Source organism: Kribbella sp. NBC_01245 (genome assembly GCF_036226525.1).
In the GTDB taxonomy this organism is placed as follows: domain Bacteria; phylum Actinomycetota; class Actinomycetes; order Propionibacteriales; family Kribbellaceae; genus Kribbella.
Genome location: NZ_CP108487.1, coordinates 1,248,647 through 1,265,303, shown reverse-complemented (window position 1 = coordinate 1,265,303; position 16,657 = coordinate 1,248,647). Strand labels below are relative to the sequence as shown.

Annotated in this window: 13 protein-coding genes; 1 reads left to right on the top strand and 12 read right to left on the bottom strand. The window is 66.7% G+C overall.

Annotation, left to right across the window (positions count from 1 at the left end; genetic code table 11):
- Positions 1 to 19: 19 nt before the first annotated feature.
- From OG394_RS05345 to metH, 8 genes are all read right to left on the bottom strand, one after another.
- Positions 20 to 1,069: an ABC transporter ATP-binding protein gene (locus OG394_RS05345; protein WP_328993767.1), complete on the bottom strand. Its 1,050-nt coding sequence runs from the start codon at positions 1,067 to 1,069 to the stop codon at positions 20 to 22.
- Between the two features lie 14 nt (positions 1,070 to 1,083).
- Positions 1,084 to 2,112, bottom strand: a complete 1,029-nt coding sequence (locus tag OG394_RS05340) for an ABC transporter ATP-binding protein (protein WP_328993766.1) — start codon at positions 2,110 to 2,112, stop codon at positions 1,084 to 1,086.
- On the bottom strand, positions 2,109 to 3,122 hold the full coding sequence (locus OG394_RS05335) for an ABC transporter permease (protein ID WP_328993765.1): 1,014 nt from the start codon (positions 3,120 to 3,122) through the stop codon (positions 2,109 to 2,111). The genes OG394_RS05340 and OG394_RS05335 overlap by 4 nt, the downstream gene beginning before the upstream one ends.
- A gap of 96 nt (positions 3,123 to 3,218) precedes the next feature.
- The gene (locus tag OG394_RS05330; protein ID WP_328993764.1) at positions 3,219 to 4,946 is read right to left on the bottom strand and encodes an ABC transporter substrate-binding protein; all 1,728 of its coding nucleotides are present in this window, start codon (positions 4,944 to 4,946) and stop codon (positions 3,219 to 3,221) included.
- Between the two features lie 94 nt (positions 4,947 to 5,040).
- The gene (locus OG394_RS05325) at positions 5,041 to 6,036 is read right to left on the bottom strand and encodes an ABC transporter permease (RefSeq protein WP_328993763.1); all 996 of its coding nucleotides are present in this window, start codon (positions 6,034 to 6,036) and stop codon (positions 5,041 to 5,043) included.
- Positions 6,037 to 6,269: 233 nt separating this feature from the next.
- A complete protein-coding gene (locus tag OG394_RS05320) occupies positions 6,270 to 7,829 on the bottom strand; it encodes an ABC transporter substrate-binding protein (protein ID WP_328993762.1) in 1,560 nt (519 codons plus the stop codon).
- Between the two features lie 232 nt (positions 7,830 to 8,061).
- Positions 8,062 to 8,712, bottom strand: coding sequence for an HAD family hydrolase (locus OG394_RS05315; RefSeq protein WP_328993761.1), 651 nt, complete (start codon positions 8,710 to 8,712; stop codon positions 8,062 to 8,064).
- The gene (gene metH, locus OG394_RS05310) at positions 8,709 to 12,209 is read right to left on the bottom strand and encodes a methionine synthase (protein WP_442914298.1); all 3,501 of its coding nucleotides are present in this window, start codon (positions 12,207 to 12,209) and stop codon (positions 8,709 to 8,711) included. The genes OG394_RS05315 and metH overlap by 4 nt, the downstream gene beginning before the upstream one ends.
- A 159-nt stretch (positions 12,210 to 12,368) precedes the next feature.
- Here metH and OG394_RS05305 point away from each other — a divergent pair, with 159 nt between their 5' ends.
- Complete coding sequence (locus tag OG394_RS05305) at positions 12,369 to 13,217, top strand: PAC2 family protein (protein WP_328993759.1); 849 nt, start codon at positions 12,369 to 12,371, stop codon at positions 13,215 to 13,217.
- A gap of 1 nt (position 13,218) precedes the next feature.
- On the opposite strand, the gene mshC is transcribed toward OG394_RS05305, so the two are convergent.
- The 4 genes from mshC to OG394_RS05285 form a co-directional block, all read right to left on the bottom strand.
- Positions 13,219 to 14,439, bottom strand: a complete 1,221-nt coding sequence (gene mshC / locus OG394_RS05300; RefSeq protein ID WP_328993758.1) for a cysteine--1-D-myo-inosityl 2-amino-2-deoxy-alpha-D-glucopyranoside ligase — start codon at positions 14,437 to 14,439, stop codon at positions 13,219 to 13,221.
- Positions 14,440 to 14,542: 103 nt separating this feature from the next.
- On the bottom strand, positions 14,543 to 15,349 hold the full coding sequence (locus OG394_RS05295) for an SCO1664 family protein (protein ID WP_328993756.1): 807 nt from the start codon (positions 15,347 to 15,349) through the stop codon (positions 14,543 to 14,545).
- A 3-nt stretch (positions 15,350 to 15,352) separates the two neighbouring features.
- Positions 15,353 to 15,931: a DUF3090 family protein gene (locus OG394_RS05290; protein ID WP_328993755.1), complete on the bottom strand. Its 579-nt coding sequence runs from the start codon at positions 15,929 to 15,931 to the stop codon at positions 15,353 to 15,355.
- Positions 15,932 to 15,944: 13 nt separating this feature from the next.
- Positions 15,945 to 16,649, bottom strand: coding sequence for a histidine phosphatase family protein (locus OG394_RS05285; RefSeq protein WP_328993753.1), 705 nt, complete (start codon positions 16,647 to 16,649; stop codon positions 15,945 to 15,947).
- Positions 16,650 to 16,657: the final 8 nt, after the last annotated feature.

The following is a 16,657-nucleotide window of genomic DNA, read 5'->3' as shown; positions in this document are numbered from 1 at the left end:
CCCAAGGTCCTTCAGTACGTCAGGTGACGTCGATCGGCTTTTCGCCGGGCTGGTTTTCCGGGAAGTGGCACGCGACCTGGTGGCCGGGAGCCAGTTGGAGCAGCGGCGGCTCGACCGTCTTGCAGATCTCCTGCGCCTTCCAGCACCGGGTGTGGAAGCGGCAGGCGGGCGGCGGGTTGATCGGGCTCGGTACGTCGCCCTGCAAACGGATGCGCTCCCGCTTGGCCTTCCGCTTGGTGTCCGGGATCGGTACGGCGGAGAGCAGCGCGAGCGTGTACGGATGCATCGGCTTCTCGTACAGTGAGACGCGGTCGGCGACCTCGACGATCTTGCCGAGATACATCACCGCCACCCGGTCCGAGACGTGCCGGACGACGGACAGGTCGTGCGCGATCATCACGTACGTCAGGTCGAACTCGTTCTGCAGGTCCTCCAGCAGGTTCACCACCTGGGCCTGGATCGACACGTCCAGCGCGGAGACCGGCTCGTCGGCCACGATCAGCTTCGGCCGTAGCGCGAGCGTGCGGGCGATACCGATGCGCTGCCGCTGACCACCCGAGAACTCGTGCGGGTAGCGGTTGTAGTGCTCCGGGCTCAGACCGACCAGCTCGAGCAGTTCCTGGACGGCCTTCTTCGTGCCGCCCTCCGTCTTGACCTTCTGCAGCCGATACGGCGCGCCGACGATCTTGCCGACCGTGTGGCGCGGGTTCAGCGAGCCGTACGGGTCCTGGAAGATCATCTGTACGTCGCGACGCAGCGGGCGCATCTTGCCCTCGGACAGGTGCGTGATATCCCGGCCCTCGAACACGATCTTGCCGGCCGTCGGCTCGAGCAGACGGGTCAGCAGGCGACCGGTGGTGGTCTTACCGCAGCCGGACTCCCCCACCAGGGAGAGCGTCTCGCCCTTCGCGACAGTGAAGTCGAGTCCGTCCACGGCCTGTACGGCGCCGGTCTGGCGTTGCAGCAGCCCCTTGCGGATCGGGAAATGCTTGACCAGTCCGGTGACCGTCAGGAGGTCTTCGCGCGCGGAAGCGGGCGCCGGGGCCGGTTCGGTGTTGGCAGTCGTCACAGCAGCTCCGTCGCTCACAACTTCGGCAGGATGTCGGTTTCCCAGATCTGCTGGCGTTGCGCGGCGTTCAGGTGGCAGGCCACCTTGTGACCGTCGCCGACGTCCAGCAGTTCGGGCCGTTCCGTCTCGCTGGCGCCACCATTCAGTTCGGAATAGTTGCAGCGCGGGTTGAAGGCGCAACCCGGCGGAACGTTGATCAGGCTCGGCGGCGTGCCCTGGATCGGGATCAGCCGTTCGGTCCGCTCCCGGTCGATTCGCGGCATCGAACCGAGCAGCCCCCAAGTGTAGGGGTGCTGCGGCCGGTCGAAGATGTCCTCCGCCGCGCCGTACTCGATCGCGCGACCGGCGTACATCACCTGGATGTCGTCGGCCAGCTCGGCCACCACACCCAGGTCATGGGTGATGATGATGACCGCCGAGTTGAACTCCTGCTGCAGATCCCGGATCAGGTCCAGGATCTGCGCTTGTACCGTGACGTCGAGCGCGGTGGTCGGCTCGTCCGCGATCAGCAGTTCCGGGTCGCAGGACAGCGCCATCGCGATCATCGCGCGCTGCCGCATCCCGCCGGAGAACTGGTGCGGGTAGGCGTCGATCCGCTTGTCCGGCTGCGGGATGCCGACCCGGTCCAGCATCTCGATCGCGTGCTTGCGGGCGACCTGCTTGGTCACCTTGTTGTGCACCCGGTAGGCCTCGATGATCTGGTGCCCGACCGTGTAGTACGGGTGCATCGCCGACAACGGGTCCTGGAAGATCATCGCCATCCGCTTACCGCGGAGCAGGCGGACCTCCTCCGGGCTGGCGCTGACCAGGTCCATCCCGTCCAGCAGCACCTCGCCGCTGATCTGGGCCGAACCACGCTTGTGCAGACCCATGATCGACAGGCTGGTCACGCTCTTGCCCGAGCCCGATTCGCCCACGATGCCGAGCGTCTTGCCGCGCTCCAGCTGGAACGACAACCCGTCGACCGACTTGACGATGCCGTCGTCGGTCTTGAAGTGAACCTTCAGATCGCGAACGTCGAGGAAGGCTGAGGATTCGCTCATGAGGCCCGCACTCTCGGGTCGACCACGGCGTACAGCAGGTCGACGATCAGGTTGGCGATGACGATGAAGCAGGCCGCGACCAGGGTGACGCCGAGGATCTTCGGCAGGTCGTTCGCGACGATGGCGTCGACGGCGTACTTGCCGAGGCCGTTGAGCGAGAAGGTCTTCTCGGTCAGTACGGCACCACCGAGTAGCAGGCCGACGTCCAGACCGAAGATCGTCAGGATCGGCGTCAGCGCGGCCCGCAGACCGTGGCTGACGACGACCGTGCGCTCGGGCAGACCCTTGGCGCGCGCGGTCCGGATGTAGTCCTCGTTCATCGTCTCGAGCATGCCCGCACGCGTCATCCGTGCGTACTGCGCGGAGAACAGGAAGGCCAGCGTGATCCAGGGCAACGTCAGCGACTGAGCCCAGACGATCGGGTTGTCCTGGAACGGCGTATAACTTCCGCCGGGTTTGGTCCATTGCAACTGATAGCTGAAGAACGCCAGACAGATCAGGCCGGTGAAGAAGATCGGCAGGGAGACGCCGGCCAGGGCCACGCTCATCGCCGCGCGATCCCAGAAGCTGCCGCGTCTCAGCGCGGACAGCACGCCGATCGCGACACCGCCGACCACCCAGATGAGGGCGGCGCCGACCGCGAGCGACAGGGTCACCGGTATTCGGTCCAGCAGTTCCGGCCAGACGGCCTGCTTGGTGATGAACGAGTAGCCGACACAAGGCGCCGGGCAGCGCTCGACACCGGCGCCATAGTCGTAGTCCTTGCCCACGACGACGCCCTTGGCCCAGTTGAAGTACTGGACCGCGATGGGGTCGTAGAAGCCGAGCTTCTCCGCGGTCGCCTTGACGGTCGACTCGGTGGCGGCGCGACCGACGTAACGGGTGGCCATCGTCTCCGGCGTTGAACCGGCGAGACGCGGCACCAGGTAGAAGATCGAGAAGGTGATGACGCTGATGACGAAGAGCAGACCAATTGCGGCCAGCAACCGTCGCAAGATGTAAGTGACCACAATGGCTGGCGTCGACACCCGGTCCGGGGATTACCCGGACCGGGTGCCATGCGCCCTCACCTGCCTAACGGATCGATGCGGTGGAAGAGCTGCGGACTACTGCAGGCCCATGGCCATGTAGTCGTACTGGCCGAACGCCTCGTTGTAGAAGACGTTCGTGACGCCCTTGCCACGCAGCACCAGGCTCTTGGCGTAGACGCCCGGGTAGATCACGGCCTCTTCCATCACGCGCTTGTCGATCGCGCCCCAGGCCGCCTCGCGCTTGGCCGTGTCGGTCTCGCTGACCGCCGCGTCCAGCATCTTGTCGACCTCGGGAACGCGAACACTGATGTTCGACGAACCGCCGGTGTCCCGGATGACCCGGCTGTCGACGATCTGCGACAGGAAGCCGAAGCCGTCGTTCCAGTCCGCGCCCCAGCCGTTGGTGGCCAGACCGATCTTGTTCTTGAGCATGAACGGCGGGTTGCCGGCGTACTGCGAGAAGTAGTCACCCGCCGGGTAGCCCTTCAGGGTCAGCTTGATGCCAACACGCTCGAGCGACTGCTTCATCGACTCCGCGGTCGCCTTCTCCTTGGCGCGGTCCGAGCGGTACACCATGTTGGTGCTGAAACCGTTCGGCTGACCACAAGCGGTCAGGTGCTCCTTGGCCTTCGCGATGTCACCCTTGTGGTCGGCGCCGTTCGGGTACAGGTCGAACTTCTGGTAGCCGGCGATCATCGGCGGCATGATCGTGGTGGCCAGGTCGCCACCGGCGAACGCGCCTCCGTAGGCGGTCTGGTAGCCGGTCTGGTCGACCGCGTACATGACGGCCTTACGGCAGTCGATGTTGTCGAACGGCGCCACCTTCGGGTTGATCGAGGTGTACCAGAGGCGGGCGATGGTCGGGTTGTCCGCGCGCTTCTTCAGTTCCGGGTCGCTCAGCACCTTGCCCTGGGCGGCCGGCTGCACACCGGTGCCGGCCAGGTCGATGTGGATGTCACCGGAGATCAAACGGTTGTCGAGGTCGTTGCCCTCAACCTTGAGCGTGACCTCGTAACCATCCGGCAGCGCCTTGCGGTTCGGGTCGGTCGCGGGGTCCCAGTTCGGGTTCCGCTTGAGGGTGTAACCCTTGCCTTCTTCGACCTTGTCGAACATGTACGGGCCGGAGCTGATCACGTGCTGCTTGTACTTCGCGCCCGTGTCCTTGGCCTCGGGAATCGGCACCGTCTGCGGCAGCGCGGCCATGTAGTCGAATCCGCCGAAGGCCTGCTTCAGGTGGAAGACGATCGTCTGGTCGTCCGGCGTGGTGATCGCCGAGTCCGTGTTGACGCCCTTGGACTTGTAGACGCCCTTGTAGCCGGCGGGGAGGTTCAGGAACGCCTCGAAGTACGCCGGGCCGTTCGGGAAGGTCTCCTTGTCCGTGGACCGCAGTACGGCGTACTTGACGTCCTTGGAGGTCACCGGAGTGCCGTCCTCGAACTTCACGCCCGCGCGCAGCTTGTAGGTCCAGGTCTTGCCACCGTCGGACGGCACGCCCGGGCCCTCGGCCAGGTCACCGGTCAACTCGTTGCTCTCGGCACCGGGTGCGACCTTGTACATCAACAGCGAACGGCCGTAGGTACGCAGGAAGTTCCAGGAGACGCCGTAGTACGTCTCGCCCGGGTCGACCGTGTCCAGCTGGTCGGAGTGGGCGAACTTCATGATGCCGCCCTTCTTGTCAGAAGGGTTGAACACCTTGGTGAGCGACGCGTTGAACTCCTCGGTCGCACCACCGCCTCCGCCGGTCGTGTCCGTTCCGCCACCACAGGCCGAAAGGACAAGCGCGAGCGCTGCGCTGGCAGCCACCGCGAGTCTCAATCGATTCTTCGTCATTGTGCGGGTACACCCCTTCTAGTAACGAGCTACAACAGCAGCAGGTCCTGCGTGCGTGCGTGTGGCTTCACCGAGCCCGGGGATCGAGCGCATCGCGCAGCCCGTCACCGAACAGATTGAAGGCCAGCACGGTGATGAAGATCGCCATGCCAGGCCAGAACATGAAGTGCGGCATCGTGTAGTACGCCACCGCGTCGGAGAGCATGCCACCCCAGGTGGCAGTCGGCGGCCGGACGCCGACACCGAGGAAGGACAACGCCGCCTCGAAGAGGATGTTGGTCGGGATCAGCAACGTCGCGTAGACGAGGATCGGACCCATCAGGTTCGGCAGCAGCTCGGTGATCAGGATGTACGGCTTCCGCGCGCCGAGGCTGCGGGACGCGTCCACGAACTCGCGTTCGCGCAGCGACAGCGTCTGACCTCGGATGATCCGGCCGATGTACGGCCAGTTGAAGAATCCGATCACGAACACCAGCACCGAGATGCGCAGCGTGTCACCGCCGAGGCCGAACGCGTCGTCCGGTACGACACCCGCGAGCGCGATCGCGAAGACCAGCAGCGGGAAGGCCAGGAAGACGTCCATCAGCCGGCTGATCACAGCGTCCACCCAGCCGCCGAAGAAGCCGGCGATGATGCCCATGGTGGTACCGATGAAAACCGAGAGCAGGGTCGCGAAGAACGCGATCAGCAGCGAGATCCGGGAGCCGTAGACGACCCGGCTGAAGATGTCCCGGCCGTTCAGCGGTTCGATCCCCATCAGGTGCTCGGAGCTCATGCCCCCGAACCTGCCCAAGGGGGCCAGCGTGCCACCTTGAGTGTCGATCTTGTCCTGGTGGAACTCGTTCGGCGGTGAGCCGAGCAGGTTCACGATCAGCGGCGCGAACACGGCCATCAGGATGAGCAGTACCACCACGACCGCTCCCGCGATCGCGACCTTGTCCCTCTTCAGCCTGATCCAGGCGATCTGCCCGAGTGAGCGGCCCTCGATCTTGCCGACACCCTTCAGGACGGCTTCGGGATCCGCCGTTGCCGCCTCGGGTGAGACCTCGAGTGGTGTGGTCACGCGATGGACACCCCTGCCTGTTCGTCATTGAACATCGCCGATTGCTGCCGCCTTAACCTGCCGCTCAGACGATGCCCGCGTCAAACGCCGGAAGAGTGCGTTGCCCGATCGTGATACGCGGGAAATCTTCCTGGTATCGCGGCACCATCAACTACTCAACGTAGCGTCGCACGCCCCTCGCAGACGGTAACGACGACATTGCAAGCGTGTCCCGCCAAGGGGTCAGGCGGGAGCTACTTCGTCAGGTAGGAGTAGTAGAAGTAGAAGAGCGGGTTGAGGGTCTCCAGGACGTTCTTGACGTCCTTGCCCGCTACGACGCTCATGCGGCCCTGCCAGATCGGGATGGCCGGTACGTCGTTGGCGACCAGCGTCTGCAGATCGCGGAAGGTGGAGTCGCGGTCGACGTTGTTCTGCGAGCCGACCTCGAGCTCGATCAGCCGGTTCGCCAGCTGCGACTTGTAGCCGTTCTGGTAGAACCCGCCGTCCTTCAGGAACGGCGCGAGGAAGTTGTCACCGTCCGGGAAGTCCGGCACCCAGCCGAGGTGGAACAGGTCGTACGTCCCGGCGCGGGCCTGCTGCTGGAACTGCGGCCAGGGCGCGCTCTTCAACGTCACCTTGAACAGGCCGGACGCCTCGAGCTGGCGCTTGACCTCAGCCGCCTCCGCGCCCGCCGAACCACCGAAGTGGGTCGGGGTGTAGCCGAGGGTGAGCGTCACCGGTGCCGCAATACCGCCCTCCGCGAGGATGGCGGCCGCCTTCGCCCGCGACGGCTCCTTGTACTCATTCTTGAAGGACTCGGTGTGCCCGCCGAAGCCGGTCGGCATCAACGAGAACAACGGCGTCACCTGACCGTCGTACACCTTTTTGGTGATGGTCGCGCGATCGATCAGCTGCGCGACGGCACGTCGTACCGGTGTCTTCTTGACGATGGCCGACTTGAAGTGGAAGGCGAACGCGCGGATCTCGGCCGCGTCCCCCTCGACCACCTGGAGGCTGTCGGTATCGCGCAGGGTCTTCAGGTCCTGCGGGCCGATCCCCCGGAAACCGACGTCGGCGGATCCGTTCGTGAGGGCCTGCTTGACGTCGGCGGAAGCCTTGTACCACTTGATGTCGACGCGGTTGTTCTCCGGCGGACGCACCCCGTGATAGTCGGCGAACTTCTCCAGCACGGCACTTTCGCCCGGCTTGTACGACGTGAGGCGGTACGGGCCGCTGCCGACGACCTTCGTATCGGGCAGCAGCTTGTCCTTCGGGAAGACCTGCTCGTCGACGATCGCGGCGGCCGTCGTGGTGAGCAGGTACGGGAAGGTGGCGTCGGCGCGCTTGAGGTTGAACGTGACCGTGACCTCATCGACGACCTGGACGTTGCCGAGGGTCGCGAACAACGCCGACGGGCCCTGCGGGTCCTTGATCTTGACCATCCGGTCGAACGAGAACTTCACATCGGACGCGCGCAGGTCGTGATCGTTGTGGAAGGTCAGCTTGGACTTCAGGGTGCAGGTGTACGTCGTGGGGGTGTCGAACTGGCAGTCGGCCGCATCCGGCACGGGCGTCGCCTTGCCCGGGATGATGGTCAGCAGGGTCTGGTAGATGTTCGCGTGCACCGTCCGCGAGCCGGTGTCGTACGCCCCGGCCGGGTCGAGTGCGGTGACGCCCTCGGCGGTCGCGACCCGGATGGTCACGTCCTTCGTGGTGCTGCCCGTGGTACCACCCTGGGCACAAGCGCTCAGGCTCACCGCCAGAACACCCGCCGCCGTGATCGCCACGGTACGGCGCTTGTCCAGAATCACCATTCCACCCTCTCGAAGCCCACGCAAAGCACACCACCCAACCCCGGAACGCTACCGCCCCGGGGGTTAGGTCGCCAAAGCCAGTGTCCTGAGTCAGAGGTTCGTGCCCCAGCTCCGGTGTCCAGGTGCGTGCATCGCAAGGCGGAGGAGGGGAGCAATCTTTTTCGATTGTGACCCGACGACAACGCCGCGAGGTGCGTGCCTGGGCGCCGGAGATGGGGTGCGAGCCTCTGACTCAGGACACTAGTTTGCGCAGGTCGTCTGGAGTAACGCCCGCGAGGGTGTCCAAAACCACTCGACGCGGTTCCGTGGGGATCGGCACCCACTGCGGTACGGCGACCACGAAAGCGCCCGCGGCAAGGCCGGACGCCGAGCCGTTGAGGGTGTCCTCGATGACCACGCAGTCGGCCGGATCGACGTCCAGCTCGCGCGCGGCGGTGAGGTACGGCTCGGGATGCGGTTTGCCGTTCACGACCTCGTCCCCCGCGACCACGACCTCGAACAATCCCGGCGGGAAATGCGACAGCACCGCGTCGATCATGGTCCGGTACGACGCGGAGACGAGCGCGCACGGTGTGCCCTCATCCCGCAGGGCCTCCAGCAGCTCGCGCGCGCCGGGCCGGAACACGACCGATTCCTTCAGCGCGCGCACGACCTCGCTGTAGATCCGCTCGCCCAGCGCGTCCGCCTCGATCGCGCCCTCCGGCACGGCCGCGAGCCAGACCTTCAAAGCGTCCGGCAGCGAACTCCCGATCAGCTTGAGGCTGTCCTCGTCGGTCCAGTGTCCGCCGAGCTCACCCAGCACCTCGATCTGCACCCGGCCCCAGATCGGCTCGGAGTCGACCAAGGTGCCGTCCATGTCCCAGAGCACCGCTTTGACCGTCACGAGGCGTTGAAGTACTTCGCCTCGGGGTGGTGCACCACCAGCGCGTCGGTGGACTGCTCCGGATGCAACTGCAGTTCCTCGGACAACTCGACCCCGATCCGTTCCGGCTTCAACAGGTCCACCAGTTTTGCCCGGTCCTCCAAATTGGGGCAGGCCGGATAGCCGAACGAGTACCGCGAACCCCGGTACTCCTGGTCCCGCAACATCCGGTCCAGATCGCCGTCATCCTTGCCAAAGCCGAGCTCGTCGCGGACCCGCGCGTGCCAGTACTCCGCGAGCGCCTCGGTCAGCTGAACCGACAGCCCGTGCAGCTCGAGGTACTCCCGGTAGGCGTTCTTCGCGAACAGCTCGCCGGTCACTTCCGCCACCTTCGGCCCCATCGTGACCAGGTGGAACGCGACCACGTCGAGCTCGCCCGAGTCCTTCGGCCGGAAGAAGTCCGACAGGCAGAGGAAGCGATCGCGCCGCTGCCGGGGGAACTCGAACCGGTGCAACTCCGTGGACTTGTCGGCCGGATCCAGCACGACCAGCTCGTTCGCCTCGGAATAGCAGGGCCAGTAGCCGTACACCACGGCCGCCTCGAGAATGCCGTCCGTCTTGACCCGGTCCATCCACATCCGCAGCCGCGGCCGTCCTTCCGTCTCCACCAACTCGTCGTACGACGGTCCGGTGTCGCCGCGGGTGCCACGCAGACCCCACTGGCCGAGGAACGTCGCGCGCTCGTCGAGATAGCCCGAGTACTCCCCCAGCGGGATGCCCTTGACGATCCGGTCACCCCAGAACGGCGGCGTCGGGATCGGGTTGTCCAGTGCGACGTCGGACCGGGCCGGGACCTCCTCCAGCGGAAGGTCCAGCACGCTCGTGGTCGCGCGGACCCGGCGCTCGCGCGGCTTGGGCAGGCTCGCGCCCGGCACCCCGCGCTTGACCGCCATCGCGGCGTCCATCAGGCGCAACCCCTCGAACGCGTCGCGTGCGTACCGCACTTCGCCTTCGAAGAGATTGCCCAGATCCTGTTCGACGTACGCCCGGGTGAGGGCGGCGCCGCCGAGGAGGACCGGCCACTTCTGGGCGAGGCCGCGCTGGTTCATCTCCTCGAGGTTCTCCTTCATCACCACGGTCGACTTCACCAGCAGCCCGGACATGCCGATCACGTCGGCCTTGTTCTCCTCGGCGGCCTCGAGGATCGCGTTCACCGGCTGCTTGATGCCGAGGTTGACCACGCTGTAGCCGTTGTTGGTGAGGATGATGTCGACCAGGTTCTTGCCGATGTCGTGCACATCGCCCTTGACCGTGGCGAGCACGATCGTGCCCTTGCCCTCGTCGCCTTCGACCTTCTCCATGTGCGGTTCGAGATAGGCCACGCAGGTCTTCATCACCTCGGCCGACTGCAGCACGAACGGCAGCTGCATCTGGCCCGAACCGAACAGCTCGCCAACGACCTTCATGCCTTCGAGCAGGTCCTCGTTGATGATCTGCAGCGCCTTCTTGCCTGCCGCCATCGACTCGTCCAGGTCGGCCTCGACGCCGTTGCGCTCGCCGTCGATGATTCGTTGCCTCAGGCGCTCATCGACCGGCATGTCGAGCAGCTCCTGCAGCTTGCTCGCCTTGACGTCGGCCGACTTGACGCCGTCGAACAGCTCCAGCAGGTGCTGCAGCGGGTCGTACCCCTCGCGCCGGCGGTCGTAGATCAGGTCGAGCGCCGCTTCGCGCTGGTCGTCGGCGATCTTCGACATCGGCATGATCCGGCTCGCGTGCACGATGGCCGAATCGAGCCCGGCCTGGACGCACTCGTGCAGGAACACCGAGTTCAGCACGTGCCGCGCGGCCGGGTTGAGGCCGAACGAGATGTTCGACAGGCCGAGCACGGTCTGCACATCCGGCCGGCGCTGCTTCAGCAGCCGAATGGCCTCGATCGTCTCGATACCGTCGCGACGCGACTCCTCCTGACCAGTGGCCAGGGTGAAGGTCAAGGTGTCGATCAGTACGTCGTGACCGGCGATCCCGTAGTCCCGTTCGAGCGTCTCCAGCAGTCGCTCGGCGATCGCGACCTTGGTCTCCGCCGTACGCGCCTGGCCACTCTCGTCGATCGTCAGCGCCACCACGGCAGCGCCGTACTCCTTGGCCAGACCGGCGATCTTGGCGAACCGCGAATCCGGCGCCTCGCCGTCCTCGAAGTTGACCGAGTTGAGCGCACAACGGCCGCCGAGCATGGCCAGACCGGCCTCGAGCACCTGCGGCTCGGTCGAGTCCAGCACGATCGGCAGGGTCGACGCCGTCGCGAGGCGGCTCGCGATCTGCTTCATATCCGCCACGCCGTCCCGGCCGACGTAGTCGACGCAGAGGTCCAGCAGGTGCGCGCCGTCGCGGATCTGGGCGCGCGCGATCTCTACGCAGCCCTCCCAGTCCTCGGCGAGCATGGCCTCCTTGAAGGCCTTCGACCCGTTCGCGTTGGTGCGCTCACCGATCGACAGGTACGACGTGTCCTGGCGGAAGGGCACCGTTTGGTAGAGCGACGCCACTCCGGCCTCGGGCTTCGGCTCGCGCACCTTGGAGGCACGCCCGCCGACCCGCTCGACGACCTGGCGGAGGTGCTCCGGCGTCGTACCGCAACAGCCGCCGACCAGGGACAAGCCGTACGACTCGACGAAGGTCTCGTGCGCGTCGGCCAGCTCCTCCGGCGTCAGCGGGTAGTAAGCGCCGTCGGCGGTGAGCTGCGGCAGACCCGCATTCGGCATACAGGCGAGCGGGATGGTCGAGTGCCGAGAGAGATAGCGCAGGTGCTCGCTCATCTCCTTCGGCCCGGTGGCACAGTTCAGGCCGATCAGGTCGATGCCGAGCGGCTCCAGCGCGGTCAGGGCGGCGCCGATCTCACTGCCGAGCAGCATCGTGCCGGTGGTCTCGACGGTGACCGAGACGATGATCGGGATGGTCGAGTCGGCCGCGGCCAGCGCGTGCTTCGCGCCGATCACGCTCGCCTTGGTCTGCAGCAGATCCTGGGTGGTCTCGATGATGACCGCGTCGGCGCCACCGTCGACCAGACCGCGCACGTTCTCCGCGTAGGCGTCGCGCAGGATCTCGAAGGTGGTGTGACCGAGCGTCGGCAGCTTCGTGCCCGGCCCGACACTGCCGAGCACGAACCGCGGCTGGTCCGGCGTCGAGGCCTCGTCGGCGGCCTCACGGGCCAGGCGCGCGCCCGCCTCGCTCAGCTCGTAGATCCGGTCGGAGATCCCGTACTCCCCGAGGTTGGCGAAGTTGGCGCCGAAGGTGTTCGTCTCGACGGCGTCCACGCCGACGTCGAAGTACGCCTTGTGGATGGCGCGCACGACGTCCGGCCGGGTGATGCTGAGGATCTCGTTACAACCCTCGTGACCCTGGAACTCGTCCAGGCTCAGGTCATAGGCCTGCAACATCGTGCCCATCGCTCCGTCCGCCACGACTACGCGCTCTTTGAGCACCTGGCGAAGGTCGGGACGATCGGGCACAACTACCTCCAGCATTAGGGGAACGACTAGTGGATCACTGAAGTCTCTCAGTTCCACGTCCATATTCCGACATCCGGTCACTCGTCTCAAACTCCGAAGTGGGGGTGGCCGCGGCTAGGCTGGACGCCAGATGAATGGATTGCAGGCTCGATCACGAGAAGGAGGGGATGTCCGGTGCCGGATCTGGGCGAACTGAACAACCCGTTGGTGATCGCCGCATTCGAGGGCTGGAACGACGCGGCCGAGGCCGCCACCGGCGCTGTCGACCACCTGATCGACGAGTGGGACGCCGAGCTCATCGCGGAGGTGGATCCCGAGGACTACTACGACTTCCAGGTCAATCGCCCCAGCGTCGGTTTCGACGAGGCCGGCGAGCGCGCGCTGACCTGGCCGACCACGAGGGTGTATGTCGCGAAGCCGGAGGGCGCGGGCCGCGACATCGTGCTCATCCGCGGTATCGAGCCGAACATGCGCTGGCGTGGGTTCTGCAACGAGCTGCTGGCCATGGTCGACGACGCGGACGCCCAGCTGGTCGTCGTGCTCGGTGCGCTGCTGGCCGACTCGCCGCACACCCGGCCGATCCCGGTCAGCGCCACCACCACGGATACCGAGCTCGCGACCGCGTGGAGCCTGGAGCCGTCGAAGTACGAGGGGCCGACCGGCATCACCGGCGTGTTCTCCGACGCCTGCAGCTCGCTGGGCATCCCGTCCGTGTCCGTGTGGGCGGCGATCCCGCACTACATCGCGGGTAGCCCGTGCCCGAAGGCGACGCTCGCGTTGCTCGGCAAGGTCGAGGCGTTGACCGATCTCGCGATTCCCGAGGGCGATCTGCCGGAGATGGCTCGTGCGTGGCAGCGTGGCGCCGACGAGCTCAGCGAGGAAGACCCCGAGGTCGCGGAGTACGTGCAGTCGCTCGAGGAGCAGCGCGATACGACCGATCTGCCCGAGGCCAGCGGTGACGCCATCGCCGCCGAATTCGAGCGCTACCTCCGCCGACGCAACACAGACCGCCCCGACAGCTGATTTACAGCCGTACGCCGAGGAGAGCGTCGACGGCGATCGCCACGTCGGCGGCGGCGGACGGGTCGTCGCCGTTCGACTCGGCCCACGCGTCGACGGCCGCGAGCGCCTTCGCGGTGTCCAGGTCCTCGGCCAGCGCCGCGCGGATGGCGTCGATGACCGGCGCGGCCTCAGCCGCCGTACCGCGAGTGATCGCGCCACGCCACACGTCGAGCCGCTCCTGGGCCGCGGTCAGGTCGTCCTCGGTCCAGAACCAGTCCGTCCGGTAGTGATGCGCGAGCAGCACCAGCCGGATCGCCATCGGGTCCACGCCGGCCTTGCGCGTCTTCGAGACCAGCACGAGATTGCCCTTGGACTTCGACATCTTCTCGCCGTCGAGCCCGACCATCGCCTGGTGCACGTACGCCCGGGCGAACGGGTGCTCCCCCGTCGCCACCTGCGCCTCGGACGCCGACATCTCGTGGTGCGGGAAGACCAGATCCGAGCCGCCACCCTGGATGTCGACGGTCATCCCCAGGTACTTCAGGGCGATCGCAGAGCACTCGACGTGCCAACCCGGCCGGCCGCGCCCGAACGGCGAGTCCCACGCGGGCTCACCCGGACGCTCGAGCTGCCAGACCAGACAGTCCAGCGGGTCCCGCTTGCCCTCGCGGTCGGGGTCTCCCCCGCGCTCGCCGAACAGCGCCCGCATCGTCTCGGCGTCGAACCCTGACACGCCGCCGAAAGTCGGATCCGCCTTCACCGCGAAGTACAGATCGCCGTCGACCTCGTAGACGGCGTCCGCCTTCTGGAGGTCGACGATCATGTCGATGACGAGCGGGATGGCTTCGACGGCACCGATGTACGCCTGCGGCGGGATGACCCGGAGCGCGGTCATGTCCTCGCGGAACAGGTCGATCTCCCGGCTGGCCAGGTCGGTCCACTCGACGCCGGTGGCCGTGGCACGTTCGAGCAGCGGGTCGTCCACGTCGGTGATGTTCTGCGTGTAGCTGACTTGGTGGCCGGCGTCGCGCCACATCCGCCCGATCAGGTCGAACGTGACGTATGTGGCGGCATGGCCCATATGCGTCGCGTCGTACGGCGTGATGCCGCAGACGTACATCCGGGCCGGGTCGTCGCCGACCGGGCTCACCTCGACCAGCCCGTTCGAGGCCGTGTCGAACAGGCGCAGCACCCGCGCCTGGCCGGGAACTTCCGGGATCTCTGGTTCAGCCCACGCCTGCATGAGATGGAGCCTATCCAGTGCGCTGAAGCGCTTCACCGCGGGCATCTCGGAACATGAGCAGCATCACACGCTCACCGCGGTCCGGGCTAAAGTGCGTCGGGTTTTAGAAGGCTGGCCAAGGAATGGCGGGCCAGTCCTCGCTGGGCAGCGGGAACTTGCCGGTCCGCACCAGTGCGTGGCAGCGCTCGAGGGTGGCGGTCAGCTCGATGCCGGTGATGAGCTGCCTGAGCTCGGCGCCAAGTCCGCCCGCGAGCTCGTCCGCTAGGCGCTGGACGTCGTCGAGCAACTCCCGCGGCACCTCGGACCCGGCCCAGCCCCACAACACCGTGCGCAGCTTGTCGTCGGCGTTGAAGGTGACGCCATGGTCGACGCCGAACACACCCTTGCCCTGGGCATCGAGCACGTGCCCGCCCTTGCGATCCGCGTTGTTGACCACGGCATCGAACACGGCCATCCGGCGCAGCTCGACGGTATCGGCGTGCACCAGGGTCACCGGGTTGTGCCGGCCGTCGAGCGCATCCAGCACGCCAAGCCAACCCGGCGGCACCTGGCCCTGCGGCACGATGTCGACCAATTCGGTCCGGTCCTCGGTCGGCTCGGCCTCGTCCACCCAAAGCTGGACCATGCCCTCGCCGAGTGGCCCGTCGCGCAACAAGGTCGGCGGTACGACGGACCAGCCGAGCGCCTCGGACACGACGTACGCCGCGAACTCCCGTTGGGCCAGCGTGCCGTCGGGGAAGTCCCAGAGTGGCTTCTCCCCGCGGACGGGTTTGTAGACCACCGTGGCGGTGTCGTCGCCGCGGCTCAGCGTGCCCTGGAAGGTGGCGTTGGAGGCCGTGACGAGCCGGCCGTGCAGGGAGAGCTCCCCGTCACGCAGGAGGTCGAGGCTCGTGGCGGCGAACATCGTCATGGCTCAGACGTGACGCCGGTAGCCGTTGGCCCGTGGACAGATGTGCCCTTCGGGATCGATCGGGCGACCGCAGAACGGGCAGTTCGGCCGGCCGGCCGCGACCAGGGCGACGGCCCGGCGCGCGAAGGCCCGGGCCTGCTGCTCGCTGATCCGGACGATGAAGACCTCGCCCTCGTCCTCCGTCTCCAGCGCCGCCGCGACCAACGCCTCGGCGTCCTCGGCCTCGGGATCGACGCCGGTCACCGTGACCGCGAACACCTCGATCACCACCCGCTCGGCGTCGGCCTCCCAGGCCAGCGTCATGGTGCCGGCCCGGAACTCCTCCTCGATCGGCTGCTCCAGCGGATCGGTGTCGTCGATCTCGGTCACCGGTTTCGGCTCCCGGTCGAACCGGCGCGCGACCTCGTCCAGCATCACATCGAGCCGCTCCGCGAGGGCCATCACCTGTTCCTTCTCACAGGCGACCGAAGTCAGCCTGGTACCAGTCCGGGCCTGGAGGAAGAACGTCCGGGCCCCGGGCTCCCCGACGGTACCTGCGACGAACCTGTCCGGGTCGTCGTACGAATGCACAACACGCGCCATGGCTTAGACCCTATTACCGACCGCCAACGACGGCATCCGATGCCCGCCGAGTGGGCTTCTTCTTCGCGGGTTTCGGAGCGAACGAGGCCAGCTCCGAGCCGGTGTCGTTGAGCCTGACAAGGAATGGCCGGTGCGGCGTGTAGGTGATGATCGTGGTCGAGGCGGTGTCCACGACGATGCGCTGGAACGTGTCCAGATGCTGACCGAGCGCGTCCGCGACGATCGCCTTGATCACGTCGCCGTGGCTCACCGCCACCCAGACGGCGTCGTGGCCGTGGCTCTCGGCAAGGCGCGCGTCGTGGTCGCGGATGGCGTCGACGGCTCGTTGCTGCATGCCCCGCATCGACTCGCCGTTCGGGAAGGTGACGGCCGAAGGGTGCTGCTGGACGACGGACCAGAGCGGATCCTTCGCCAACGCCGAGATCTTCTTGCCGGTCCAATCGCCGTACCCACATTCGGTCAGCCGTCGGTCGGTTGCCGGACGCAACTGCTGCTCCTGCTGCTTTTGGGCTGTCGCGATGGCGGCCGCAGTCTGCTTGCAGCGATCGAGCGGCGAGGTGACGATCGCGGCCAGCGGCAGCGAGGCGAGGCGCTCGGCGACGGCGGCGACCTGGGTCAGACCGGTCTCGTCCAGCTTCACCCCCGGACTGCGCCCGGCCAGAATGCCGGAGGTATTCGCACCGCTGCGACCGTGCCGAACCAGAATCACCGTGGGCATGTGCGCAC

What these genes read in the sequence shown, in the direction of transcription:
- OG394_RS05340 (WP_328993766.1), bottom strand. Translation starts at nt 2,112, where the DNA reads ATGAGCGAATCCTCAGCCTTCCTCGACGTTCGCGATCTGAAGGTTCAC.
- OG394_RS05320 (WP_328993762.1), bottom strand. Translation starts at nt 7,829, where the DNA reads ATGGTGATTCTGGACAAGCGCCGTACCGTGGCGATCACGGCGGCGGGT.
- metH (WP_442914298.1), bottom strand. Translation starts at nt 12,209, where the DNA reads ATGCTGGAGGTAGTTGTGCCCGATCGTCCCGACCTTCGCCAGGTGCTC.
- mshC (WP_328993758.1), bottom strand. Translation starts at nt 14,439, where the DNA reads ATGCAGGCGTGGGCTGAACCAGAGATCCCGGAAGTTCCCGGCCAGGCG.
- OG394_RS05295 (WP_328993756.1), bottom strand. Translation starts at nt 15,349, where the DNA reads ATGACGATGTTCGCCGCCACGAGCCTCGACCTCCTGCGTGACGGGGAG.
- OG394_RS05290 (WP_328993755.1), bottom strand. Translation starts at nt 15,931, where the DNA reads ATGGCGCGTGTTGTGCATTCGTACGACGACCCGGACAGGTTCGTCGCA.
- OG394_RS05285 (WP_328993753.1), bottom strand. Translation starts at nt 16,649, where the DNA reads ATGCCCACGGTGATTCTGGTTCGGCACGGTCGCAGCGGTGCGAATACC.